This window comes from Pseudomonas sp. 1D4 (assembly GCF_001728925.1).
In the GTDB taxonomy this organism is placed as follows: domain Bacteria; phylum Pseudomonadota; class Gammaproteobacteria; order Pseudomonadales; family Pseudomonadaceae; genus Metapseudomonas; species Metapseudomonas otitidis.
The window spans coordinates 26,267-50,111 of the sequence record NZ_LXJQ01000033.1 but is presented as its reverse complement, the minus strand read 5'-3'; the positions used below and the strand labels follow the sequence as shown (position 1 = coordinate 50,111).

Sequence of the window (23,845 nt, the reverse complement as noted above, 5' to 3'; positions counted from 1 at the left end):
TTATGAAAGAATTGCGTCAGTTTTTGATCGGGCTACCGAAGCGCCAGAAGCGTATATTACAGCTGTGTGTTGATGTATTTTTAATTTGGTTTGCTCTTTGGCTCTCTTTCGCGGTTCGTTTGGGCGATTGGTTGGCAGCAAATCCCTTTACTGGCCACGGTTGGTTATTTTTGATTGCTCCTGCTATTGCCTTGCCAATTTTTGTTCATCTCGGTATGTATCGGGCAGTCATGCGTTATGTCGGCAGTGATGCGCTCATTATTATTACGAAGGCCGTAACACTCTCTGCATTGGTGTTAGCGTTAGCGATCTATTGGTATACGGGGCCGACGGCAATCGTACCGAGGTCCATGGTTTTTAATTACTGGTGGCTAAGCCTGCTGTTGTTGGGTGGGTTACGCTTGGTTATGCGCCAGTTTTTTGTTGGGGACTGGTTTGAACCTTTTTCTATTCGGAGGGATAGCGCTGCAAAATTTTCTCGTGTTGCTATTTACGGTGCTGGTACGGCGGGTAATCAACTAGCGGCCGCTTTACGCTTTAGCCGAACCATGCGGGCGGTAGCGTTCTTGGATGACGATGAGGGGATTACAAATCGTGTAATTGCTGGTTTGCGAGTTTATACCCCCAAGCATATCCAACAGATGGTTGATGAGACGGAAGTAGACGGGGTATTGCTTGCAATGCCGTCGATTTCACGAGTGCGCCGACGTGAAATTCTCGAAGCGCTTGAGCCCTATGCATTGCATGTGCGTAGCGTACCGGGTCTTACCGATCTAGCTAACGGACGTGTTAAGGTCGAGGATATTCAAGAGGTAGATATTTCTGACCTGCTCGGGCGTGATGCCGTCCTACCAAATGCTGATCTTTTCGAACGCTGTATCCGTGGCCAGGTAGTCATGGTCACAGGCGCGGGAGGCTCCATCGGTTCCGAGCTGTGCCGTCAGATAATCGGTTCCAATCCCGATACACTGATCCTCTTTGAACACAGCGAATTCAATCTCTATAGCATCCACTCGGAGCTGGAGCGGCGTGTCCGCTCTTATAGCCTGCCTGTCCGCTTATTGCCGATCCTAGGCTCGATCCGCAACAGCGATCGCATGCTGGATGTGATGTGTACATGGAAAGTGGATACCGTCTACCATGCGGCTGCCTACAAACATGTCCCCCTTGTTGAGCACAACATTGCGGAGGGTATACTCAATAACGTTCTCGGTAGCCTGAATACCGCGCAGGCTGCTATACAGGCCGGAGTCGAGCATTTCGTTCTGATTTCAACTGATAAAGCTGTGCGTCCAACCAACGTGATGGGTAGCACTAAGCGCCTTGCAGAAATGGTGCTACAGGCGCTAAGTGGGGAGCCTGAGCCTCTTTTTCTGGGAGACGAGGCTCGTGTCAACCAAGTCAACAAGACTCGCTTCACCATGGTTCGCTTCGGTAATGTTCTGGGGTCGTCCGGCTCGGTGATTCCGCTGTTTCGTGAGCAAATCAAGCGAGGTGGGCCGGTCACAGTAACTCACCCCAATATCACCCGCTACTTCATGACGATCCCTGAGGCTGCCCAGTTGGTTATTCAGGCGGGATCGATGGGACGGGGTGGTGATGTGTTCGTTCTTGACATGGGGCAGCCCGTCAAGATTGCCGAACTGGCAGAAAAGATGATTCGTTTATCGGGGCTCAGTGTCCGTAACGAAGATGATCCCAGCGGAGATATCGCTATTGAGTTCACTGGGTTACGCCCAGGTGAGAAGCTCTATGAGGAGCTGCTTATTGGTGAGAATGTCAGCACGACCGATCATCCAATGATCATGCGTGCTAATGAGGAGCATCTGCCTTGGGGGGAGCTAAAGACTGTTATTGAGCGCCTGTTAGATGCTGTCGAAAGAGATGATTACAGGATGGTTCGTCAAATCCTACGCGAGACCGTCAATGGTTACTCTCCACAGGAGGAAATTGTTGACTGGATCCATCAGCAACGAGAAGTTGAGTCTGCGCTCCCGAATGACTAGCTTGGCTCGGCGGATTAAGGAATACCGCCCACACGTTAGCCACATGGAGATTTAAGTGATGATGCTCGTACGGGTTCTTTCCCTGCTGTTTGTATTTCTCGGCTTCGCTGGTTCTGCTATCGCTGTTGAGGCGCCAGCGAAGAATGAGCCATTGAAAGCCGCGGCTCAGCAGGTGGCCAAGAAAGTAGACATCAACAAAGCTGATGCCACTACCTTGCAGGACGCAATGGTTGGAGTCGGTGAGATGAAGGCCAAGGCCATAGTGGCTTACCGAGATGCCAATGGTGCTTTTTCTTCCGTGGACGATCTTCTGCAGGTAAAGGGGATCGGTGCAAAGACTCTGGAGGCTAACCGCGACAGACTCATTGTTGAATGAGCGTCGTGATCAAAAAGGGAGCCGGCTTATAGCCGGCTTTTTTGCGCCTGCGCTTTGTAGCGTAATGCGAGGCTGGTACGAATCGGGTGCATAAACGAAAAAGCCCCCGGCACATGCTGAGGGCTTTTGAATTTGGCTCCGCGACCTGGACTCGAACCAGGGACCCAATGATTAACAGTCATTTGCTCTACCGACTGAGCTATCGCGGAACAACGGTGCGTATCTTACTGATTAGAAAGGAGAAGTCAAGCACCTGGCTTGAGCTTCTCCTGTCTTGCTCAGAGCACTTGGGTGATGGCGTGGGTAACGCTGTCCAGGTTGCTGCCGTTCAGTGCCGCTACGCAGATGCGGCCGGTACTGACGGCGTAGATGCCGAACTCGTTCTTCAGGCGCTCGACCTGCTCGGCAGTAAGACCGGAGTAGGAGAACATGCCGCGCTGGCGAGCAACGAAGCTGAAGTCACGCTTGGCGCCTTGGGCGGCGAGTTGCTCGACCATGGCGAGGCGCATGCTGTGGATGCGGCTGCGCATCTCGGCAAGTTCGGCTTCCCACATGGCGCGCAGCTCATTGCTGTTCAGCACGCTGGCCACAACGGTGGCGCCGTGGGTCGGTGGGTTGGAGTAGTTGGTGCGGATGACGCGCTTGATCTGGGACAGGACGCGGCCGGCTTCTTCCTTCGAACCGGTGACGACGGACAGTGCACCAACGCGCTCGCCATACAGCGAGAACGATTTGGAGAAGGAGCTGGACACGAAGAACTGCAGCCCGGATTCAGCGAACAGGCGGACAGCGAAGGCGTCTTCGTCGATACCTGCACCAAAACCCTGGTAGGCGATGTCCAAGAACGGAACATGCTCGCGCTCGCGCAGGACTTCCAGTACCGCCTTCCAGTCATCCAGTTCCAGGTCGACGCCGGTCGGGTTGTGGCAGCAGGCGTGGAGGACCACGATGGAGCGTGCGGGCAGGGCTTTCAGGTCTTCCAGCAGGCCAGCGCGGTTTACGCCATGGGTGGCGGCATCGTAGTAGCGGTAGTTCTGGACCGGGAAGCCGGCGGACTCGAACAGCGCGCGGTGGTTTTCCCAGCTCGGATCGCTGATGGCCACAACCGCATCGGGCAGCAGGCGCTTGAGGAAGTCTGCGCCGGTTTTCAGTGCGCCGGTGCCGCCTACAGCCTGGGTCGTGACGACACGGCCTTCAGCGAGCAGTTGGGAGTCAGCACCGAAGAGCAGCTTCTGCACGGCCTGATCGTAGGCGGCAATGCCTTCGATTGGCAGGTAGCCGCGGGGTGCATGGGCTTCGATGCGGGCTTTTTCGGCTTCGGCTACGGCGCGGAGCAGGGGGATACGGCCTTGCTCGTTGTAGTAGACGCCTACGCCGAGGTTCACCTTCGTGGGGCGGGTATCGGCGTTGAATGCTTCGTTAAGGCCCAGGATCGGGTCGCGTGGGGCCATTTCGACAGCAGAAAACAGACTCATGATGCGGCTGCTCGAGGAGAGGGAAGGGTAGGGGGCCTGAGCAACCCCGAGCGTCTGCATTGGGGTTGCGCAATCGGGCCGGTATTATAGCGGTCACGGTCGCCAGGGGCGACATCAAACGCCCGCTTTTCGCCAGTTTTGACGCCCTCTGCGCGAGGGGGTCACATCGCAAGTCCGAGGATCGCCATGTCAGACTTTCAGCTCGTCACGCGTTTCCATCCCGCCGGCGATCAGCCCGAGGCCATCCGTCAGATGGTGGAGGGCCTGGAGGCGGGCCTTTCGCATCAGACCCTGCTGGGCGTGACCGGCTCCGGCAAGACCTTCAGCATCGCCAATGTGATCGCCAAGGTGCAGCGGCCCACCTTGGTTCTGGCGCCCAACAAGACCTTGGCTGCCCAGTTGTATGGTGAGTTCAAGGCCTTTTTTCCGAACAATTCCGTCGAGTACTTCGTCTCGTATTACGACTATTACCAGCCGGAGGCCTACGTTCCGTCCTCGGACACTTACATCGAGAAGGATGCCTCGATCAACGACCACATCGAGCAGATGCGCCTCTCGGCAACCAAGGCGCTGCTGGAGCGTTCGGACGCGATCATCGTGGCCACCGTGTCCTCGATCTATGGCCTGGGTGATCCCGCGTCCTACCTGAAGATGGTCCTTCACCTGGACCGGGGCGATCGTATCGACCAGCGCGCGTTGCTTCGGCGCCTGGCGGATCTGCAGTACACCCGCAATGACATGGATTTCGCCCGAGCCTCCTTCCGGGTGCGTGGCGATGTGATCGACATCTTCCCCGCCGAATCCGATCTGGAGGCCATTCGCGTCGAGCTGTTCGACGACGAGGTCGAGAGCTTGTCGGCGTTCGACCCGCTCACCGGCGAGGTGATTCGCAAGCTGCCCCGCTTCACCTTCTACCCCAAGAGCCACTACGTCACGCCGCGCGAGACGCTGCTCGAGGCGGTAGAGAAGATCAAGGAAGAGCTCAAGGAGCGGTTGGAGCAGCTGCGTGGCGCCAACAAGCTGCTGGAGGCCCAGCGACTGGAGCAGCGCACCCGTTTCGACCTGGAGATGATTCTTGAACTGGGCTACTGCAACGGCATCGAGAACTACTCCCGCTATCTGTCCGGGCGCGATCCCGGGCAGGCGCCACCCACCCTGTATGACTACCTCCCGCCGAATGCCCTACTGGTGATTGACGAATCTCATGTCACCGTCCCGCAGATCGGCGCCATGTACAAAGGTGACCGTTCCCGCAAGGAAACCCTGGTGGAGTACGGCTTCCGCTTGCCGTCCGCCCTGGACAACCGTCCGATGCGCTTCGATGAATGGGAGTTGATGGCGCCGCAGACCATCTTCGTCTCGGCCACGCCCGGTCCCTACGAGGGGGAGCATGCCGGGCGCGTGGTCGAACAGGTGGTCCGGCCCACCGGCCTGGTGGACCCTGAGATCGAGGTGCGTCCGGCCGTCACCCAGGTGGACGATCTGCTTTCGGAGATCCGCAAGCGCGTCGCGCTGGAGCAGCGCGTGCTGGTCACCACACTGACCAAGCGGATGGCGGAGGACCTCACCGACTACCTGGGGGACCACGACGTTCGTGTGCGCTACCTGCACTCCGACATCGACACCGTCGAACGGGTCGAGATCATTCGCGACTTGCGCACCGGTGCCTTCGATGTCCTGGTGGGGATCAACCTGCTGCGTGAGGGGCTGGACATGCCCGAGGTTTCGCTGGTGGCCATCCTCGATGCCGACAAGGAAGGCTTCCTGCGTTCGGAGCGTTCATTGATCCAGACCATCGGTCGCGCCGCGCGGAACCTGCACGGGCGGGCGATTCTCTATGCCGACAACGTGACGGGATCGATGCAGCGTGCAATCGACGAGACCGAGCGTCGCCGCGCCAAGCAAATCGCCTTCAATGAAGCCAACGGCATCGTGCCCAGGGGTGTCCAGAAGGACATCAAGGACATCCTCGAAGGCGCGACCGTACCCGGAGCGCGCAGCAACAAGCGCAAGGCCCAGGCCAAGGCAGCCGAAGAGAGTGCGCGTTATGAGGCCGAGTTGCGCTCGCCCAGCGAGATCAACAAGCGCATCCGGCAGATGGAGGAGAGGATGTTCCAGCTCGCCCGCGATCTGGAATTCGAAGCCGCCGCGCAACTGCGGGACGAAATCCAGAAGCTGCGCGACCTGTTGTTGAAGGTCTGATACCCCGTATCAGTGGGCCGCAGCGCCGGCCCCACTGCCACCGGCCGGCAGACTGCGTGTCAGCAGTACGGCAATCATGCTGACCCCGAGTGCGATACCGATGAAATGGAAGGCATCGTTGTACGCCATGATTGCTGCCTGCTGGTGGGCAATCTCACTCAACTTGCCCAGCGCAGCCTGATCACTGCCGAGTGTCTCTGAAAGCAGGGCCAGGCGCTCTGCGACCTGGGGATTGCTGGGCACCAGTGATTCACGCAGGTAGTCGAAGTAGACCTTGGCGCGGCTGTCCAGCAGAGTGGCCAGCAGGGCGATGCCGATGGCGCCGCCCAGGTTGCGCAGGATGTTGAACAGGCTGGAAGCAGAGCCCGCGTCCTGGGGCAGGATGTACGCCGTGGCAATCAGTGAGATGGTCACCATGACCAGAGGTTGGCCCAGGGCACGGACGATCTGTATCTGGTGGAACTGAGGGCCGGCGAAGTCCGGATTGAGGACACCCGAGGCGAAGCTGGCCACACCGAACAGTCCAAACCCGATTGCGCACAGCAGCTTCGGCGAAATGAGCTTCATAAGTTTGGGCACCAGTGGGATCAGGAACAGCTGGGGCACGCCCATCCACATGATCACTTCGCCGATTTGCAGCGCGTTATAGCCCTGGATCTGCGCCAGGTAGAGCGGTAGCACATAGATGGACCCGTAGAGCCCCACGCCCAGCCCCAGGCTGGAGATGCTGCTCAGCCCGAAGTTGCGGTTGGCCAGGATGCCCAGGTTGATTAGCGGGTTGGGTCTCGAGAGCTGGAGGATCACGAACAGGACCAGGCTCACCAGGGCGATGCTGCCCAGCCCGACGATCAGGCTCGACTCTAGCCAGTCCTTGCGGTGTCCTTCCTCTAGGAACACCTGTAGGCAGCCCAGCCCCAGGCCGAGGGTGACGATGCCGGCATAGTCCGTGCGCTTGAGCAGTTCCCAGTGGGACGCCTTTTTCTCCAGGCCGTACATCAGGCCTGCAATCATCAGCAGGCCCGGGGGCACGTTGATGTAGAAGATGTATTCCCAGCCGAAATTCTCGGTGAGCCAGCCACCCAGTGTCGGGCCGATGGAAGGCGCGAAGGTGGCGGTGATAGCGAACAGCGCCATGCCCTTGGCGCGGTGGTGCTCCGGCAGCTTGATCAGTGTGAGCGTGAAGGCCAGCGGGATCAGTGCCCCGCCGGTGAAACCCTGCATGGCGCGGAAGACGATCATGCTCTCCAGGTTCCAGGCCAATGAGCAGAGCAGCGATGAGGCGAGGAAGCCCAGGGAAACCCATACGGCCAGCCGGCGTGCCGAAAGCAACTGCACCAGCCAGGCGGTGAGGGGAATCATGATGATCTCGGCCACCAGATAGGAGGTGGAGATCCACGAGCCTTCTTCCAGAGTGGCTGACAGAGCGCCCTGGATGTCCTTGAGCGATGAGTTGGTGATCTGGATGTCCAGCACCGCCATGAAGGCGCCGAGCATGGCGCTCATCACGGCGATCCAGTCCCGTCGACTGGGCTCGCCGGTAGGGCGCAGCAGCGCGTCAGCGGCCACAGTCATTGATCCTGCTGAATGGAAACCTTCGCCAGCACCGACATGCCGGGGCGGATGCGGCCTTTCAGGAAGCTTTCGTGGTCGAAGGTGATCTTCACCGGGATGCGCTGCACCACCTTGGTGAAGTTGCCGGTGGCATTGTCCGGTGGCAGCAGGCTGAACTGCGCGCCGGAGGCGGCGAACAGGCTATCCACGCGGCCTTCGATCGGGGTGCCGGGGAAGCTGTCGAACACCAACTCAACCTTCTGGCCCGGCTGCATGTGCTCGATCTGGGTTTCCTTGAAGTTGGCCTGCACCCAGATGTCCTGGTCCGGCACCAGAGACATCAGATGGGCGCCTACCTGGACATACTGGCCATTGCGTGCTGCGCGCTGGCCGACGAAGCCGTCGATGGGGGCGCGAATCTCGGTGCGCGCCAGGTTCAGTTCAGCCTGGGCAATGTCTGCCCGGGCGGTGGCGATCTGTGCCTCCAGGCGCTTGATGTCGGCACGCAGCGCATCGGTCTGCACCCGCTGGGCCTTGAGGTCGGCTTCGGCCTTGGCCAGTTGCGAACGGGCCACGCGGGAGTCAGCCGAAAGGGTGGTGACGCGCTCTTCCGACACGTAGCCGGGCTTGCGCAGGGTCTGTGCGCGGGACAGGTCGATCTGGGTACGGCCCAGTGTGGCCTGGCTCGCGGAGACATCCGCTTCGCTGGCGGCGATCAGGCTGGACTGCTGGGTAAGTTTGCTCTGGGCCTGTGCCAGCTCGGCCTCGCGGGTGGCCAGGGTGGCCTGGGCGCGCTCGAGGGCGACGCGGAAGTCCGCCGACTCCAGGCGCACCAGCAGGTCTCCCTTCTTCACGGCCTGGTTGTCTCCCACCAGCACCTCTTCTATACGCGCACCGAGCTGACTCGAGACCCGGGTGATTTCGCCCTGGACATAGGCGTTATCGGTGCTCTCCAGGAAGCGCCCGATCAGCAACCAATGCGCGAAGAAACCACCAACCACCAGCACCAACAGCGTCAGGAAGATGAACAGGCGGCGTTTCAGTGGGGCAGGCATAGGCAGGCTCGAATCTGTGACCAAAGACGCGGGAATCTAGCACTGTTCCAGTCAGGCAAGTAGCCAGTACACTTCGTAAACTTTGTTGCTTATGGGGAACAATAATGGGGCTGGATGATGCGCTGATCTTTACTCGCGTTGTGGAACTGCACAGCTTTACCCAGGCAGCCCATAGCTTGGGCATGCAGAAGTCCACGGTGAGCCGGCGCATCGCGTTGTTGGAGGAGCGGCTGGGCGTGCGCCTGCTCAACCGCACCACCCGCAAATTGCGGCTCACGGAAGTGGGGCAGGCCTATTACGACCGATGCCGGCAGATCATGCTCGACTTCGCCGAGGCTGAGCAGGCGGTCATGCAGTTGCAGCAGGCACCGTCCGGATTGTTGCGTATCACGGCCCCCATCGAGTTCGGCCAGATGTTCCTGGGCCGGGTGCTGGGGCAGTTCATGAGCCAGTACCCGCAGATCACCGCCCAGGTGGAGCTGACCTCCCGGGAAGTGGACCCGCTGGAGGAGGGGGTGGACATCGCCATCCTGGTGGGCCAGCCGCAGGACTCGAGCCTGATCGCTCGCAAGCTGTTCGAGGCCGGACGGCGTCTTTGCGCCAGCCCGGCCTACCTGGCGGCTCATGGCGTGCCGCGTACGGCCGAAGACCTGGCCCTGCACCGCGCCGTTTTGTTGCCCATCGACTCCCAGCGCTACTGGCCGCTGCTGGAGGCCTCCGTGCCCTGCCAGCGGGTGCTGCACTGCAACAACATCACCTTTGCCCGCGAGGCGGTGCTGTGGGGCGCGGGCATTGCCTCGTTACCGCTGATGATTACCGAGCAGGCGGTGCGCCGTGGGGAGCTGGTCGAGCTGCTGCCTGGAGTTCCGCTGCCCAGCGGCGAGATCTACGCCGTCTACCCGTCACGGCGATTCCAGGCGATGAAGGTCAAGGCCTTCCTGGATTTCCTCATGGCCCGGCTGGCCATGGAGGAGGAGGCCGCGTGGCTGGAGCCCGCTGGCTCGCGCCTGCTAACATCGCGCCCTTGACCGTTCCTCTGTATCAGGACCCTCCATGACCACTGTCCGCACCCGCATCGCGCCGTCGCCCACCGGTGACCCGCACGTCGGTACCGCCTACATCGCCCTCTTCAATCTCTGCTTCGCCCGTCAGCACGGTGGCCAGTTCATCCTGCGCATCGAGGATACGGACCAGTTGCGCTCCACCCGCGAGTCCGAGCAGCAGATATTCGACGCCTTGCGCTGGCTGGGCATCGAGTGGGACGAGGGCCCGGATGTGGGCGGCCCGCATGGTCCCTACCGCCAGAGCGAGCGCGGCGAGATCTACAAGAAGTACGCCCAGGAGCTGGTGGACAAGGACCATGCCTTCCCCTGCTTCTGCACCGCCGAGCGCCTGGACAAGCTGCGTGCCGAGCAGACCGAGCGCAAGGAAACCCCGCGCTATGACGGCCACTGCATGCACCTTCCCCGCGAGGAGTCGGCCAAGCGCATCGCAGCGGGCGAGCCCCATGTCATCCGCATGAAGATGCCCACCGAGGGCGTCTGCGTGGTTCCGGACATGCTCCGCGGCGACGTCGAGATCCCGTGGGACCGCATGGACATGCAGGTGCTGATGAAGACCGATGGCCTGCCCACCTACTTCCTGGCCAACGTGGTCGATGACCACCTGATGGGCATCACCCATGTGCTCCGTGGCGAGGAGTGGCTGCCATCGGCGCCCAAGCTCATCAAGCTCTACGAGTATTTCGGCTGGGAGCAGCCCACGCTCTGCTACATGCCGCTGCTGCGCAACCCGGACAAGAGCAAGCTCTCCAAGCGCAAGAACCCGACCTCCATCACCTTCTACGAGCGCATGGGCTACCTGCCCGAGGCGATGCTCAACTACCTCGGCCGCATGGGCTGGTCGATGCCGGACGAGCGCGAGAAGTTCTCCCTGACGGAGATGATCGAGCACTTCGATCTGTCGCGCGTGTCCCTGGGCGGCCCGATCTTCGACCTGGAGAAGCTCTCCTGGCTCAACGGCCAGTGGATACGCGAGCTGCCGGTGGAGCGCTTCGCGGCTGAGGTGCAGAAGTGGGCACTGAATCCCGACTACCTGATGAAGATCGCCCCCCACGTACAGGGCCGGGTCGAGACCTTCAGCCAGATCGCTCCGCTGGCCGGCTTCTTCTTCGCCGGTGCTCTGCCTCTGGATGCATCGCTGTTCGAGCACAAGAAGCTCTCGTCCGACCAGGTTCGCCAGGTCCTGCAGTTGGTGCTGTGGAAGCTGGAGTCGCTGCGCCAGTGGGAGAAGGACCGCATCACCGGCTGCATCCAGGCCGTGGCCGAGCACCTCGGGTTGAAGCTGCGGGATGTCATGCTGCTGATGTTCCCGGCCATCACCGGGCAATCCAGCTCGGTCTCGGTGCTGGATGCCATGGAGATCCTCGGTGCCGATCTCACCCGTTTCCGTCTGCGCCAGGCACTCGAGCTGCTTGGGGGCACGTCGAAGAAGGAAACCAAGGAGTGGGAGAAGATCCGCGACGCCATTCCTGGTTGAGTGATCGAGTACCGAAGAGGCCCGCCTGATGCGGGCCTTTTCGTATGTGTGGGCAGGGCGGTGGCTTCTGTTTTGCCGCGCGGCAATGGCAGAGACGGGTAAGTGTTTGTTCTGCCGACGAAAAATTTTCGATTCCGATGAAAAAATTTGTTGACGACCTCCAGGGTCGCCCTTAATATGCGCCCCGTCTTCGCGACGAACTCAACGTAGCGAAGCGATCCAGCGGTACTTTGGGGCTATAGCTCAGCTGGGAGAGCGCTTGCATGGCATGCAAGAGGTCGACGGTTCGATCCCGTCTAGCTCCACCAATTTACCGGAATGTGAAGCGAACGCTTCATGTTCGCGAAGGTTAAGTCCCCTTCGTCTAGTGGCCTAGGACACCGCCCTTTCACGGCGGTAACAGGGGTTCGAGTCCCCTAGGGGACGCCACTTTCCAGCAGCGATTGCCATAAGGCAAATCGCGCACCGAAGCGGTTTTCGGGGCTATAGCTCAGCTGGGAGAGCGCTTGCATGGCATGCAAGAGGTCGACGGTTCGATCCCGTCTAGCTCCACCAAATCCGATGCGTACAGCATCAAATCCAAGGCCAGCACTAAGCTGGCCTTGCTTTTCGAAGGTTACTGTCCCCTTCGTCTAGTGGCCTAGGACACCGCCCTTTCACGGCGGTAACAGGGGTTCGAGTCCCCTAGGGGACGCCACTTTTCCCGCTCTGCGGGGTTTCAAGGGTCATTCCGTCATGGAGTGGCCCTTTTGTTTTTGGGCCTGAAAAAATTCCTCCTTTCCCTCGTGCCTTTGGCCGGCTGGCCCTTGGCGGCGGCCTGCGCGTGCTGGAAGATGGCAGCCCATTGGCGGCCGCCGTGACCGGGTGGGTGCTGTTCGCTTCCAAGGAACACGTCGGCCCGGTGTCGGTCGACATCTGGAGTGGCCGGCCCGGTGGGCCGTGGCATCTGCATTGAGGGGATAGAGGCAAATGAGTCTGACGATGGATGTGGTGTTGCGCAGGGCGCGCCCCGTCTTGCCGGTGCTGGTGATCGAAGACACCGCCCTGGCGCTGGACCTGGCCGGTGCGCTGAGTGCCGGTGGGGTCGAGGTGCTGGAGGTGACCTTGCGTACGCCGCGTGCGCTGGACGCGGTCGCGGCGATCCGCAAGGAGTTCCCGGAGCTGCTGGTGGGGGCGGGCACGCTGATCCACACCGAGCAGTTCCTGGAGGTTCGCGATGCCGGTGCGCATTTTGCCGTGAGCCCGGGCTGCACCGAGCGCCTGGCCGCCGCCGCCGAGGACTCCGGCCTGCCTTACCTGCCCGGCGTCATGACACCGTCCGAGGTGCTGCTGGCGCTGGAATACGGCTACCGCTCGCTGAAGCTGTTCCCCGCCAACGGCAATGCCAGCGTGAAGATGCTCAAGAGCCTGAAGGGACCCTTCACCGGCATCCGCTTCTGCCCCACCGGCGGCGTCACGCCGGACAACCTGCTGGGCTTCCTGCAACTGCCCAACGTCGCGTGCGTGGGCGGTACCTGGATCGCGCCGTCGAGTCTGATCCGCGCTCGCGCCTGGGACCAGATCACCCAGCTGGCGCGGGAGGCCCGGGAGCTGGTGCACAAGGCGGAGCACGGCTGATGAACTGGGACCGACCTGATCCATTCGTGATCGACCTGATCGTGGCGGCTGATGACATCGATGGCCTTGGTCATGCCAACAACGCTGTCTACGTCAGTTGGCTGGAGCGCTGTGCCTGGCGCCACTCCCAAAGCCTGGGCCTGGACCTTGCCGAATACCGTCGCCTCGACCGCGCCATGGCGGTGGTGCGCCACGAGATCGACTACCTGGCCGCCGCCTATGAAGGGCAGGCGCTGCAGATGGGCACCTGGATCGTCGAGTCGGACCAGCGCCTGAAGATGGACCGCTGCTTCCAGCTGATCCGTCCTGAAGATGGCGCGACGCTCCTGCGAGCACGCACCACCTTCGTCTGCATCGAACTGTCCACCGGTCGGCCCAAGCGCATGCCCGTCGAGTTCGTCGAGGGTTACGGTCGGGCTCTGCTGCCGGCCGATTGAGCTCATTCCAGGGCGGGCGCCAGGTACAGCTCCGTCGGGCTTTGCATGATGCGCAAGCCACGATGCTCCCCCGGTTGCAGGAGGATCGATTGCGGCCGCCCCACCGGGCCGGCGCTGCAGTACCCCGAAGGTGCTTGCCGCAAGGCCAGCACCTGCTCGCCTGCCGGTATCTCCAGTACCACCGCTTGCCCCGGCACGAGCTGCGCCACGGCCTCATCCCGCAGGTAGAGGTTGATGTCGCAGGCGTTCGCGGCGTTTTCGTCCCGGCGGACTTCCAGTTCGGCCAGAGCGTCTGGCGCAGGCTGCAGCGTGGCCGCAAAGCCGTTGGCGGACGCGGTCAGGCAGCAGGCGAGGGCGAGGCAGGGGGCTTTCATACGGGGCTCACGGTTCTGGTCCTGCGGTTTGGACCACGGACGAGCGGCTTCGGCTCCCACCCATTCAAGGGTTCTAACCCTCAGGGCCGCCCATTACACTACGCGCCCCTCAACACTCCCCCCTTCAGTACCTATGCAAATCGCCTTGGCACCCATGGAAGGCCTGGTCGACGAAATCCTGCGTGACGTCCTCACCCGCGTGGGCGGCATCGATTGGTGCGTCACCGAGTTCATCCGCGTGTGCGACCGCTTGTTGCCCGCCACCACCTACCAGAAGCTGGCACCTGAGCTGGCCGACGGTGCACGCACCCGTGCAGGCACGCCCATGCGGGTGCAGTTCCTCGGCTCTGATCCGGTGTGCCTGGGCGAGAACGCCGCCTTTGCCTGCGAGCTCGGGGCGCCGGTCATCGACCTGAACTTCGGCTGCCCGGCCAAGACAGTGAACAAGTCCCGGGGTGGCGCCGTGCTGCTCAAGGAGCCCGAGTTGCTGCATGCCATCGTTTCCGAGGTGCGGCGCGCGGTACCGGCGGCCATTCCGGTGACGGCGAAGATGCGTCTGGGCTACGACAGCCCGGAAGTCGCCCTCGACTGTGTTCGCGCGCTTGCCGACGGCGGCGCCCAGCAGATCGTGGTCCACGCCCGTACCAAGGTGGAGGGTTACAAGCCACCTGCCCACTGGGAGTGGGTCGCGCGGGTGCAGGACGTGGTGCGCGTGCCGGTGTTCGCCAACGGCGAGGTGTGGACCCTGGACGACTGGCTCCGTTGCCGGGAGGTGAGCGGGGTGGAGGACATCATGCTCGGTCGCGGCCTGGTTTCGCGCCCCTCGCTGGCCCGGCAGATCGCGGCCGTGCGCGATGGTCGCGAGCCGGAGGAGATGAGCTGGGAGGCGTTCTTCCCGCTGCTGCAGGACTTCTGGCGCCAGGCCCGGCACAAGCTCGCGCCGCGCTACGCCCCCGGTCGCCTCAAGCAATGGGTGGGCATGCTGACCCGGACCTACCCCGAGGCGGTGGCGCTGTTCGCCGAGATCCGCCGGGAGCATGACTGCCTGCGCATCGACAGCCTGCTGGGCTGCGATCTGCTCGCAATTCAGCGGCCGCCCGAAACGTCCAGAATGGCGCCGGTGGTGTAGGACGCCTCGTCGCTGGCCAGCCACAGGATGGCCGCTGCAATTTCCTCCGCTTCGCCCCCGCGCTTCATTGGCACGGCGTGGCGCACCCGTTCGATCCGGTCGGGCTCGCCGCCGCTGGCATGGATGTCGGTGTGGATCACCCCCGGACGAACCGCGTTGACCCGGATGCCGTCGCCGGCCAGTTCCTTCGCCATGCCCAGGGTCATGGCATCGATGGCGCCCTTGGCAGCGGCATAGTCGATGTATTCATCGGGAGCGCCGATACGGGCTGCCACCGAGGACAGGTTGACAATGGCGCCACCGGTGCCGCCGTGCTGGGTCGACAGGCGGCGGATGGCCTGCTTCGCACAGAGGAAGCTGCCTATCACGTTGGCCCGCAGGACGCGCTCGAAGCGGGCTGCGTCCATCGCCTCCAGGCGCATCTGCCGCTCCAGCATGCCGGCGTTGTTCACCAGCACGTCCAGCTGGCCGAGCGCCTCGTCCAGGCGCTGGAACATCTGCTCGACCTGTTCTTCGACGCCCGCGTCGGCCTGGATTGCCAACGCCTCGCCACCCCCCGCGCGTATGGCATTGACCAGCGCCTCGGCCTCTTCGCGCCGCTCCCGGTAGTTGATACCCACGGCGTAGCCGCGTTGCGCGGCGAGACGTGCCGTGGCAGCACCGATGCCACGATTGGCTCCTGTGACGAGCATGACCTTGCACATGATTTACCCCCTTGAAAAGTATCGGCCTGTCCCTATCTAGGGTACTGCGGGATGCCGAAGTCGGGTCCCGCACCCGTAGAACCCTTGCTGATCTATTCAGGAGAACACTATGAGCACTGCATTTTCCCTGGCCCCCCTGTTCCGCCATTCCGTGGGTTTCGATCGCTTCAACGACCTGTTCGAGTCGGCCCTGCGCAACGAAGGGGGCAGCAGCTACCCGCCCTACAACGTCGAGAAGCATGGCGATGATCAGTACCGCATCGTGGTCGCGGCCGCCGGCTTCCAGGAAGACGACCTCGAACTGCAGGTCGAGCGTGGCGTGCTGACCGTCAGCGGTGGCAAGCGCGACAAGGGCGCCGAGAGCAGCGTGACCTACCTGCACCAGGGCATCGCCCAGCGCGCTTTCAAGCTGTCGTTCCGTCTGGCCGACCACATCGAGGTGAAGGGCGCATCGCTGCAGAACGGCCTGCTCAACATCGACCTGGTGCGTGTCGTGCCGGAAGAGGCCAAGCCCAAGCGCATTCCCATCGGTGGCAACGGCGGGCCGGCCATGCTGGAGCACTGATCGACTCCTGGCCGTGCGAAACAAGGGCGCCCGAGTGGCGCCCTTTTTCCTGTCCGGAAATCAGGCGTTGGCGGCCGTCGTTGGTTTGAGCAGCGTGCGGAAAGCGGAGAAGGGTAGGGGGCGGCTGAACAGGTAGCCCTGGTAGAGGTAGCAGCCTTGCTGCTCGAGGAATTCCAGTTGCTCGGGCTGCTCCACGCCTTCGGCCACCATGCCCAGGCCAAGGCTGCGCGCCATGGCGACGATGGCGCGGATGATCTCGGCGTCATTGGGGTCGTTGGTGGCGTCGCGGACGAAGGACTGGTCGATCTTCAGCACGTCCACCGGCAGGCGCTTGAGGTAGGTGAGGGACGAGTACCCGGTGCCGAAGTCGTCCATGGCGAAGCTCACGCCGAGCTTCTTCAACCGGCGCATCTTGCCGATGGTGTCGTCGATGTTCTGGATCACGATGCCTTCGGTGACTTCCAGCTTGAGAACGCGGCGGGGCAGGTGGCTGTCGGCCAGGCTTTTCTCGATGCGTTCGACGAAGTCATTCTGGCGGAACTGCCGGGGGCTGATGTTGACGCACAGGCTGAAGTCGCTCGGGTCAATCAGGCCATCGGCGATCAGTGTGGCGCAGTTGCGGCAGGCTTCTTCCAGTACCCAGTTGCCCACCTCCAGGATCTGTCCGCTTTCCTCCAGCACCTGAATGAACTGGCCTGGCGATTGCGGGCCCAGGGTCGGGTGTACCCAGCGCAACAGGGCTTCGGCACCGACGATGCAGTTGCTGCGGGCATCCACCTGGGGTTGGTAGTGCAGTTCGAACTCGCTGCGGGCGAGCGCCAGGCGCAGGTCGTTCTCCAGGCGCAATCGCTCGCTGGCCGCTTCCTGCATGGTGGAGCGAAACAGTTGGATGGCATTGCGCCCCGAGTCCTTGGCCCGGTAAAGCGCAATATCGGCACGCTTGAGCAGGTCGGCCGGGGTCTGGCCGTGGTCCGGGATCAACGCAATACCGATGCTTGGCGTCACCTGCAGGTGGTGGCCGTCCAGCAGCATCGGCTCGGCCAGCAGTTTGCGCAGCTTGTCGGCGATAAGGCGGACCTGGCGCGTCACGTCCGAGCGCTTGCCCTCCAGGCCGCTGAGCAGCACCACGAACTCGTCACCGCCCAGGCGTGCCACGGTGTCTTCCAGGCGCACGCTGGCTTCGAGGCGCGCGGTGACCATCTTCAGCACGGCGTCGCCCACCGGGTGGCCGAGGGAGTCGTTGATGTGCTTGAAGTGATCCAGGTCGAGGAAGAGCAGGGCGCCGCGCAGGTCGTGTCGCTTGAGCAGGGCGATCTGCTGGGTGAGGCGGTCCATCAACAGGGCGCGGTTGGGCAGGTTGGTCAGCGGGTCGTGGTAGGCCAGGTGGTGGATCTGCGCTTGAGCGTCCTTCAGGGCGCTGATATCCCGCGCGGTGAGCAGCAGGCAGGCCTTGCCGTCCAGCTCGATGCGCTCCACCGACACTTCCACCGTCTTGGTGTGTCCGTCGCGGTGGCGACCGACCATTTCCAGGTGCAGCGCGCGGCCGTCGCGGTCCAGCACTTCCAGCAGCCGGCGGCGCTCGGCCGGGTCCGACCAGATCTGCATCTCGCCGGCGGTACGGCCGATCACCTCCTCCGCGCTGTAGCCGGTGAGGCGGCAGAAGCCTTCGTTGACCTCGATGTAGCGGCCGCTTTCCAGGTCGGTGATGGTGATGGCATCCGGCGAGCTGTGGAATGCTTTGGCGAATTTCTCCTGACTGGCCTTGAGCGCGGATTCCGCCTGCTTGCGCTCGGTCACGTCGCGGAAGGTGGTAGTGATGCACAGCTGCCGTTCGACGCGGATAAAGCGGCTGGAGACCACGCAGGTGATCGGTTTGCCGGAGCGCTTGAGGTAGTGGGCCTCGACATTGTCCAGGCTCTTTTCCCGCATCAATTGGGCGGAGAGTTGCTCGCGTTGCTCCAGGTCGGCCCAGAAATGGATCTCGGGGGCGCGACGGCCGACGATCTCTTCCGGTTTCCAGCCGAATACCTCGGTGAAGCTGGGGTTGATCTCGATGAAGGCGCCGTCGCGCAGGCGGGTGACGCAGATCGGGTCCGGGCTGGCCTGGAACAGGGTGGAGAACTTCTCCTCCGAGGCCGCCAGGCGCTGCTCGCGGCGCACGCGCTCGGTGATGTCCATGAGCGTGCCCGCCATGCGCAGCGGGGCCCCGTTGGCGTCGTAGTAGAGCTTGGCGGTGCTCTCCAGATAATGCACCTCACCATTGGCGAAGCGTGAGCGGTAGATCAGCTCATAGCGCGTCTGGCGGCCGTCCTGCAGGTCCTGATAGGCCTTGCGCATCGTGCGGCGGTCCTCGGCGGGAACGCTGGCGAAGAACAGGTGGAAGTCGCCGTCGAAGGGCTCCGGTGGCAGCCCGTGGAGGGCGGAGGCGCGCGCCGAGCCATGCAGCCGCCCGCTGGGGATGTGCCAATCCCAGGTGCCCAGGTCCGCTGACTCCAGGGCCAGGGCCAGGCGTTCCTGGCTGTCGCGCAGGGCGCGCTCCTGGGCGCGCACTGTGGTGATATCGCGCACGGTGAGGACCAGGCAGTCGCGCCCCTGCAATTGAATCTGGTCGCCGTAGATCAGGTTGGTGCTGGTGGTGCCGTCGCGGTGGCGGAGTTCCACTTCCACGCCCATCAGCCGGCCATTCTCGTCTTGGCTGAGCAGCATCTGCCGGCGTTGCTCGGGGTCGATCCACAAGCCCAGCTCTGCAGAGGTGCGCCCAATGGTCTCGGCGTTGGTCCAGCCGAACTGGCGGGCGAAGCTGGGGTTGGCCTCGATGAACAGTCCGCTCTCGCGCTCGGTGATGACGATGGCGTCCGGCGAGCTGTGGAAGGCCTTGGCGAACTTCTCCTCGCTGGTGCGCAGCGCGGCTTCGGCCTGCCGACGCTTCGTGGTGTCGAGGAAGGTGCTGATGAAGAAGGCATCGCCGTCCAGCTCCACGTACTGGGTGGACAGCACGCCGTCGAGCAGGCGGCCGGCGCGGGTGCGCATCTGCACTTCCTGCACCACGGGTTCGCTGGAGCCGGGGCCGATGCGATAGAGGTGCTCGCGCTGGCGGGTATCGACCCAAAGGTTCAGTTCCAGCGTGTTGCGCCCGATCACTTCGGAGGAGGGCCAGTCGAACAGTGTTTCGAAGTGCTGGTTGGCCTCGGTGATGCGGCCGTCCTTCACGCGCACCAGCATCACCACGTCCGGGCTGAGCTGGAACAGGGTGGAGAAGCGCCGTTGCGAGCTGGCCAGGGCTTCGTCACGTTCCTGCTGGGTGGTGACGTCACGGATCACGCCGATAACGTGGCGACGGCCATCGTCGTCCTGCTGCAGGCTGCCGCTGATCTCCAACCAGTGCAGGCTGCCGTCGGGCCAGCGAATACGGTGCCGGTAGGCGTGGGAAATGGGGCGGTTCTCCAGCACCAGCCTGAACAGGTCGATGATCCGGTCGCGGTCGTCCGCCGGGATCAGTTCCATGTAGTCGACCCGCTGCGCCAAAGGTACCCGGGGGTCGAAGCCGAACAATGCCTGGGCGCCCCGTGACCAGTTGACCCGGCCGCTGGCCAGGTCCCAGTCCCACGCCCCCAGTCGCGCGCCGTTGAGCGCGGCGATCAGGCGCGGGGCGTCCTGCCAGCTCTGTTCGAACTCGACCGGGTCCAGGGCGGGTATGAAGGGCAGCGGGGGGCTATCGGAAGATTGGGTCATGGCGCCTGGGTCTGTCAGGAGGGTACGAATTGGCGCGGTTGAGGCCTGGAACCGAGGCAGGCATGGGAAGGCCTTTTCTTATCGTTATGGCCTTCACGTTAGCCCCAGCCCCCCGGATCAGGCAAGCGGGGCGCGCTGCCCATCCAGCAGGACCATGAAAGCCCGGGCGGCGTTGGAGAGGGTGCGGTCGGTATGGAAGATATAGCCGAGCTGACGGCTCAGTTGGATGTCCTGCAGCGGCAGGCGCACCACCTGCTCGTCGAGCATGGTGCGCGGCAGCACGCTCCAGGCCAGGCCGATGGAAACCATCATCTTGATGGTCTCCAGGTAGTTGGTGCTCATGGCGATGTTCGGCGTCAGGCCTTCCGCCTCGAACAGGCGGCGGACGATGTGGTGGGTGAAGGTGTTGCCGCCGGGGAACACCGCCGGGTGCTTGGCGACGTCGGCGAGGAAGATGGTCTTGTCGCGGGCCAGCGGGTGTTCGGGGGCGGCGACGAAGTCGAGGGCGTCGTCCCACACCGGCACGGCCTGGACCGGGTCGGCGGTCTCCGGGGCCAGGGTGATCACCGCCAGCTCGGCGCGGCCGTGAAGGATCTCCTCATAGGCCACTTCGGAGTCGAGGAACTGGATGTCCAGCGCCACCTGCGGGTAGGCGCGGGTGAAGGCACGTAGCAGCGGCGGCAAACGATGCAGGCCGATGTGGTGGCTGGTGGCCAGGGTGAGCCGACCGCTGATGTCGCCGGACAGGTTGCTCAGTGCGCGGCGGGTATCGTCCAGCACGTTGAGGATCTGGTAGGCGCGGGGGAGGAGGGCGCGCCCGGCTTCCGTCAGCCCCACCTCGCGACCCAGGCGGTCGAACAGGCGGACGTTCAGTTGCTGCTCCAGTGAGGCGATGCGCTTGCTCACGGCCGGCTGGGTGAGGTGCAGGCGCTCACCGGCTTCGGAGAAGCTGCCGGTCTCGGCGATGGCGATAAAGGCATTGAGGCTGGCGAGGTCCATCGGTATCGGCTCCTGGCGGCGACGGCAGATGCATCGCGGGCGTATTCCGGTGCCTGTCGGCTTCCGGGTTTTGGATTCCTGTCAGGAATCCTTCGGATAAAAAATATGAATTTGAGTTATTCAATGCAAGCCCCTAGCATCCCCACACGAGCCAAGGGGCCTTTGCAGAGCCCCCGCATAGAAACACGCCGATGAGGAAAGTCCGATGGCTGGCAAGACGCTCTACGACAAGCTCTGGGAATTGCATGAGGTGAAGCGCCGCGACGATGGTTCGTCGCTCATCTACATCGACCGTCACATCCTCCACGAGGTGACCTCGCCCCAGGCCTTCGAGGGCCTGCGCCTGGCCGGTCGCAAGCCGTGGCGCATCGATGCCAACATCGCCACCCCGGACCACAACGTCCCCACCACCACCGCCGAGCGCAAGGGTGGCCTCGAGGCTATCGCCGACGAGGTGTCGCGCATCCAGGTCAAGACCCTGGACGAGAACTGCGATGACTTCGGCATCCTCGAATTCAAGATGAACGACGTGCGCCAGGGCATCGTCCACGTGGTCGGGCCGGAGCAGGGCGCCACCCTGCCGGGCATGACCGTGGTCTGCGGCGACTCCCACACCTCCACCCACGGTGCGTTCGGCGCTCTGGCCCACGGCATCGGCACCTCCGAGGTGGAGCATGTGCTCGCTACCCAGTGCCTGGTGGCCAAGAAGATGAAGAACATGCAGGTTCGCGTGGAGGGCCAGTTGCCCTTCGGCGTCACGGCCAAGGACATCGTCCTCGCCGTGATCGGCAAGATCGGCACCGCCGGTGGCAACGGCCATGCGCTGGAGTTCGCCGGCAGCGCGATCCGCGATCTCTCCATGGAGGGCCGCATGACCCTCTGCAACATGGCCATCGAAGCCGGTGCCCGCGTCGGCATGGTGGCGGTGGACGAGAAGACCGTTGCCTACGTCGAGGGTCGACCCTTCGCGCCGAAGGGCGCTGACTGGGACAAGGCCGTGGTCGCCTGGAAGGACCTGGTATCTGATGCCGACGCCCACTTCGACACCGTGGTCGAGCTGCGTGCCGAGGACATCAAGCCCCAGGTCAGTTGGGGCACCTCGCCGGAGATGGTCCTGGCCGTCGACCAGAACGTGCCGGACCCGGCCGTCGAAGCCGACCCGGTCAAGCGCGACTCCATTGTCCGCGCGCTCAAGTACATGGGCCTGAACGCCAACCAAGCGATCACCGACATCCGCCTGGATCGCGTGTTCATCGGTTCCTGCACCAACTCGCGGATCGAAGACCTGCGTGCCGCCGCCGCCGTCGCCAAGGGCCGCAAGGTCGCATCCACCGTCAAGCAGGCGCTGGTGGTGCCGGGCTCCGGCCTGGTCAAGGCCCAGGCCGAGCAGGAAGGGCTGGACAAGATCTTCATCGAGGCCGGCTTCGAATGGCGTGAGCCGGGCTGCTCCATGTGCCTGGCGATGAACCCGGACCGGCTGGAAAGTGGCGAGCATTGCGCCTCCACCTCCAACCGCAACTTCGAAGGGCGCCAGGGCGCGGGCGGCCGTACCCACCTGGTGAGCCCGGCCATGGCCGCCGCCGCTGCGGTGACCGGCCATTTCATCGACGTCCGTGAATTGATGCAGGCCTGAGGAGCAGAGTCATGAAAGCCTTTACCCAACACACCGGCCTGGTCTGCCCGCTCGATCGCGCCAACGTCGACACCGACCAGATCATCCCCAAGCAATTCCTCAAGTCGATCAAGCGCACCGGCTTCGGCCCCAACCTGTTCGACGAGTGGCGCTACCTGGACGTGGGCCAGCCCAACCAGGACAACTCCAAGCGCCCGGTGAACAAGGACTTCGTGCTCAACTTCCCGCGCTACCAGGGCGCCAGCGTGCTGCTGGCCCGCGAGAACTTCGGCTGCGGCTCCTCCCGCGAGCACGCCCCCTGGGCACTGGATGAGTACGGCTTCCGCGCGGTCATCGCGCCGAGCTTCGCCGACATCTTCTTCAACAACAGCTTCAAGAACGGCCTGCTGCCGATCGTGCTGAAAGATGAAGAGATGGATGAGCTGTTCGAGCAGTGCGAGGCCACCGAGGGCTACCAGCTGACCGTCGACCTGGCGGCCCAGACCGTGACCCGTCCGGATGGCAAGTCCTATGCCTTCGAGGTGGACGCCTTCCGCAAGCATTGCCTGCTGAACGGTCTCGACGACATCGGCCTGACCCTGCAGGACGCCGATGCCATTCGCACCTTCGAAGCCGGCTATCGCCAGCGCCAGCCCTGGTTGTTCCAGGGCTGATCAGCCAGAGGAGGCTCACCATGACCGCCAGCCAGCACGAGGATGTGGTCCAGCGCCAGTTCGGCAGCCAGGCCACCGCCTATCTGAACAGTGCCGTTCACGCCCAGGGCGAGGAGTTCGTCCTGCTGCGCGAGACGGTGGCGGCTGACGCCGGCGCCCGGGTGCTCGACCTGGGCTGTGGTGCCGGTCATGTGAGCTTCCAGGTCGCCGAGTTCTGCGACGAGGTGGTGGCCTACGACCTGTCCGCCCAGATGCTGGACGTGGTCGCCCGCACGGCCGCCGAGCGCGGGCTGGACAACATCCGCACCCAGCAGGGGGTTGCCGAGCGCCTGCCGTTCGATGACCAGGCGTTCGACTATGTCTTCAGCCGCTATTCCGCCCACCACTGGCGGGACGTCGGCCAGGCCCTGCGCGAGGTGCGTCGGGTCCTGCGCCCGGGCGGCGCGGCGTGCTTCATCGATGTGGTCGCCCCCGGCCTGCCGTTGCTGGATACCCACCTGCAGACGGTGGAAGTGCTGCGCGACACCAGCCATGTGCGCGATTATTCGCCCTCCGAATGGGCCCGGCTGGTCGGCGAGGCCGGGCTGGTACTGACCGCCTCCAAGCGGCAGCGCCTGCGCCTGGAGTTCGCCACCTGGATCGAGCGCATGCGCACGCCGGACGTATTCCGCGAGGCGATCCTGGCGTTGCAGCGCTCGGTGGGCGATGAGGTGCGCGACTATTTCGAGATTGCAGCGGACGGCTCCTTCAGCACCGATGTGCTGGTGCTCTGGGCCGAGCGCTGAACACTGAACACCCC

19 protein-coding genes and 5 tRNA genes are annotated in these 23,845 nt (G+C 63.3%); 16 read left to right on the top strand and 8 right to left on the bottom strand.

What is annotated here, in order from left to right; genetic code table 11:
* Nucleotides 1–2: 2 nt before the first annotated feature.
* Both A7D27_RS17175 and A7D27_RS17170 read left to right on the top strand, forming a co-directional pair.
* Nucleotides 3–2,006, top strand: coding sequence for a nucleoside-diphosphate sugar epimerase/dehydratase (locus A7D27_RS17175; protein WP_069565532.1), 2,004 nt, complete (start codon nt 3–5; stop codon nt 2,004–2,006).
* A 58-nt stretch (nt 2,007–2,064) separates the two neighbouring features.
* On the top strand, nt 2,065–2,382 hold the full coding sequence (locus tag A7D27_RS17170) for a ComEA family DNA-binding protein (protein WP_069565531.1): 318 nt from the start codon (nt 2,065–2,067) through the stop codon (nt 2,380–2,382).
* Between the two features lie 133 nt (nt 2,383–2,515).
* Here A7D27_RS17170 and A7D27_RS17165 read toward each other — a convergent pair.
* A tRNA-Asn gene (locus A7D27_RS17165) sits at nt 2,516–2,591 on the bottom strand.
* 69 nt (nt 2,592–2,660) lie between these two features.
* Nucleotides 2,661–3,857, bottom strand: coding sequence for an amino acid aminotransferase (locus tag A7D27_RS17160; protein WP_069565530.1), 1,197 nt, complete (start codon nt 3,855–3,857; stop codon nt 2,661–2,663).
* Between the two features lie 186 nt (nt 3,858–4,043).
* On the opposite strand from A7D27_RS17160, the gene uvrB reads away from it, so the two are divergent.
* A complete protein-coding gene (gene uvrB / locus A7D27_RS17155) occupies nt 4,044–6,059 on the top strand; it encodes an excinuclease ABC subunit UvrB (RefSeq protein ID WP_069565529.1) in 2,016 nt (671 codons plus the stop codon).
* 9 nt (nt 6,060–6,068) lie between these two features.
* Here the strand turns inward: uvrB and A7D27_RS17150 are convergent, their stop codons facing one another.
* A complete protein-coding gene (locus tag A7D27_RS17150; RefSeq protein WP_165667743.1) occupies nt 6,069–7,565 on the bottom strand; it encodes an MDR family MFS transporter in 1,497 nt (498 codons plus the stop codon).
* A 62-nt stretch (nt 7,566–7,627) separates the two neighbouring features.
* Nucleotides 7,628–8,665, bottom strand: coding sequence for an HlyD family secretion protein (locus A7D27_RS17145; protein ID WP_069562961.1), 1,038 nt, complete (start codon nt 8,663–8,665; stop codon nt 7,628–7,630).
* Between the two features lie 104 nt (nt 8,666–8,769).
* Between A7D27_RS17145 and A7D27_RS17140 the strand changes: the two genes are divergently transcribed.
* The 8 genes from A7D27_RS17140 to A7D27_RS17105 all read left to right on the top strand — a co-directional run bounded on the left by A7D27_RS17140 (nt 8,770) and on the right by A7D27_RS17105 (nt 13,257).
* Nucleotides 8,770–9,693, top strand: coding sequence for a LysR family transcriptional regulator (locus tag A7D27_RS17140; protein WP_069565527.1), 924 nt, complete (start codon nt 8,770–8,772; stop codon nt 9,691–9,693).
* A gap of 25 nt (nt 9,694–9,718) precedes the next feature.
* The gene (gltX, locus tag A7D27_RS17135; protein WP_069565526.1) at nt 9,719–11,203 is read left to right on the top strand and encodes a glutamate--tRNA ligase; all 1,485 of its coding nucleotides are present in this window, start codon (nt 9,719–9,721) and stop codon (nt 11,201–11,203) included.
* Nucleotides 11,204–11,435: 232 nt separating this feature from the next.
* Nucleotides 11,436–11,511 (top strand) — tRNA-Ala (locus A7D27_RS17130).
* A gap of 45 nt (nt 11,512–11,556) precedes the next feature.
* Nucleotides 11,557–11,632, top strand: a tRNA-Glu gene (locus tag A7D27_RS17125).
* Nucleotides 11,633–11,682: 50 nt separating this feature from the next.
* Nucleotides 11,683–11,758, top strand: a tRNA-Ala gene (locus A7D27_RS17120).
* Between the two features lie 66 nt (nt 11,759–11,824).
* Nucleotides 11,825–11,900: transfer RNA gene (locus tag A7D27_RS17115), tRNA-Glu, on the top strand.
* A gap of 272 nt (nt 11,901–12,172) precedes the next feature.
* Nucleotides 12,173–12,820 (top strand): bifunctional 4-hydroxy-2-oxoglutarate aldolase/2-dehydro-3-deoxy-phosphogluconate aldolase, encoded by a 648-nt coding sequence (locus tag A7D27_RS17110; protein ID WP_069565525.1) that lies wholly within the window; start codon nt 12,173–12,175, stop codon nt 12,818–12,820.
* Nucleotides 12,820–13,257 carry a thioesterase family protein gene (locus tag A7D27_RS17105; RefSeq protein WP_069562957.1) on the top strand — a complete coding sequence of 146 codons (438 nt, stop codon included), beginning with the start codon at nt 12,820–12,822 and terminating at the stop codon, nt 13,255–13,257. The genes A7D27_RS17110 and A7D27_RS17105 overlap by 1 nt, the downstream gene beginning before the upstream one ends.
* A gap of 2 nt (nt 13,258–13,259) precedes the next feature.
* On the opposite strand, the gene A7D27_RS17100 is transcribed toward A7D27_RS17105, so the two are convergent.
* The gene (locus tag A7D27_RS17100; RefSeq protein WP_069562956.1) at nt 13,260–13,631 is read right to left on the bottom strand and encodes a hypothetical protein; all 372 of its coding nucleotides are present in this window, start codon (nt 13,629–13,631) and stop codon (nt 13,260–13,262) included.
* A 133-nt stretch (nt 13,632–13,764) separates the two neighbouring features.
* On the opposite strand from A7D27_RS17100, the gene A7D27_RS17095 reads away from it, so the two are divergent.
* Nucleotides 13,765–14,760 carry a tRNA-dihydrouridine synthase gene (locus tag A7D27_RS17095; RefSeq protein ID WP_069565524.1) on the top strand — a complete coding sequence of 332 codons (996 nt, stop codon included), beginning with the start codon at nt 13,765–13,767 and terminating at the stop codon, nt 14,758–14,760.
* Here A7D27_RS17095 and A7D27_RS17090 read toward each other — a convergent pair.
* Entirely contained in the window at nt 14,718–15,464 is a 747-nt protein-coding gene (locus A7D27_RS17090) for an SDR family oxidoreductase (protein WP_069565523.1), read from the bottom strand. The genes A7D27_RS17095 and A7D27_RS17090 overlap by 43 nt on opposite strands.
* 109 nt (nt 15,465–15,573) lie before the next feature.
* Between A7D27_RS17090 and A7D27_RS17085 the strand changes: the two genes are divergently transcribed.
* Nucleotides 15,574–16,029 (top strand): Hsp20 family protein, encoded by a 456-nt coding sequence (locus tag A7D27_RS17085; RefSeq protein ID WP_069562954.1) that lies wholly within the window; start codon nt 15,574–15,576, stop codon nt 16,027–16,029.
* A gap of 60 nt (nt 16,030–16,089) precedes the next feature.
* Here the strand turns inward: A7D27_RS17085 and A7D27_RS17080 are convergent, their stop codons facing one another.
* Both A7D27_RS17080 and A7D27_RS17075 read right to left on the bottom strand, forming a co-directional pair.
* Nucleotides 16,090–19,761, bottom strand: coding sequence for a PAS domain S-box protein (locus A7D27_RS17080; RefSeq protein WP_069565522.1), 3,672 nt, complete (start codon nt 19,759–19,761; stop codon nt 16,090–16,092).
* Between the two features lie 117 nt (nt 19,762–19,878).
* Nucleotides 19,879–20,760: a LysR family transcriptional regulator gene (locus A7D27_RS17075; protein WP_069562952.1), complete on the bottom strand. Its 882-nt coding sequence runs from the start codon at nt 20,758–20,760 to the stop codon at nt 19,879–19,881.
* Between the two features lie 205 nt (nt 20,761–20,965).
* Between A7D27_RS17075 and leuC the strand changes: the two genes are divergently transcribed.
* Genes leuC through A7D27_RS17060 form a run of 3 tightly spaced genes read left to right on the top strand, consistent with a single transcriptional unit; the run spans nt 20,966 to nt 23,831 of the window.
* Nucleotides 20,966–22,393, top strand: coding sequence for a 3-isopropylmalate dehydratase large subunit (gene leuC, locus A7D27_RS17070; protein WP_069562951.1), 1,428 nt, complete (start codon nt 20,966–20,968; stop codon nt 22,391–22,393).
* Nucleotides 22,394–22,404: 11 nt separating this feature from the next.
* Nucleotides 22,405–23,046 (top strand): 3-isopropylmalate dehydratase small subunit, encoded by a 642-nt coding sequence (gene leuD / locus A7D27_RS17065; RefSeq protein WP_044408667.1) that lies wholly within the window; start codon nt 22,405–22,407, stop codon nt 23,044–23,046.
* Between the two features lie 20 nt (nt 23,047–23,066).
* Entirely contained in the window at nt 23,067–23,831 is a 765-nt protein-coding gene (locus tag A7D27_RS17060) for a class I SAM-dependent methyltransferase (protein WP_069565521.1), read from the top strand.
* Nucleotides 23,832–23,845 lie beyond the last annotated feature (14 nt).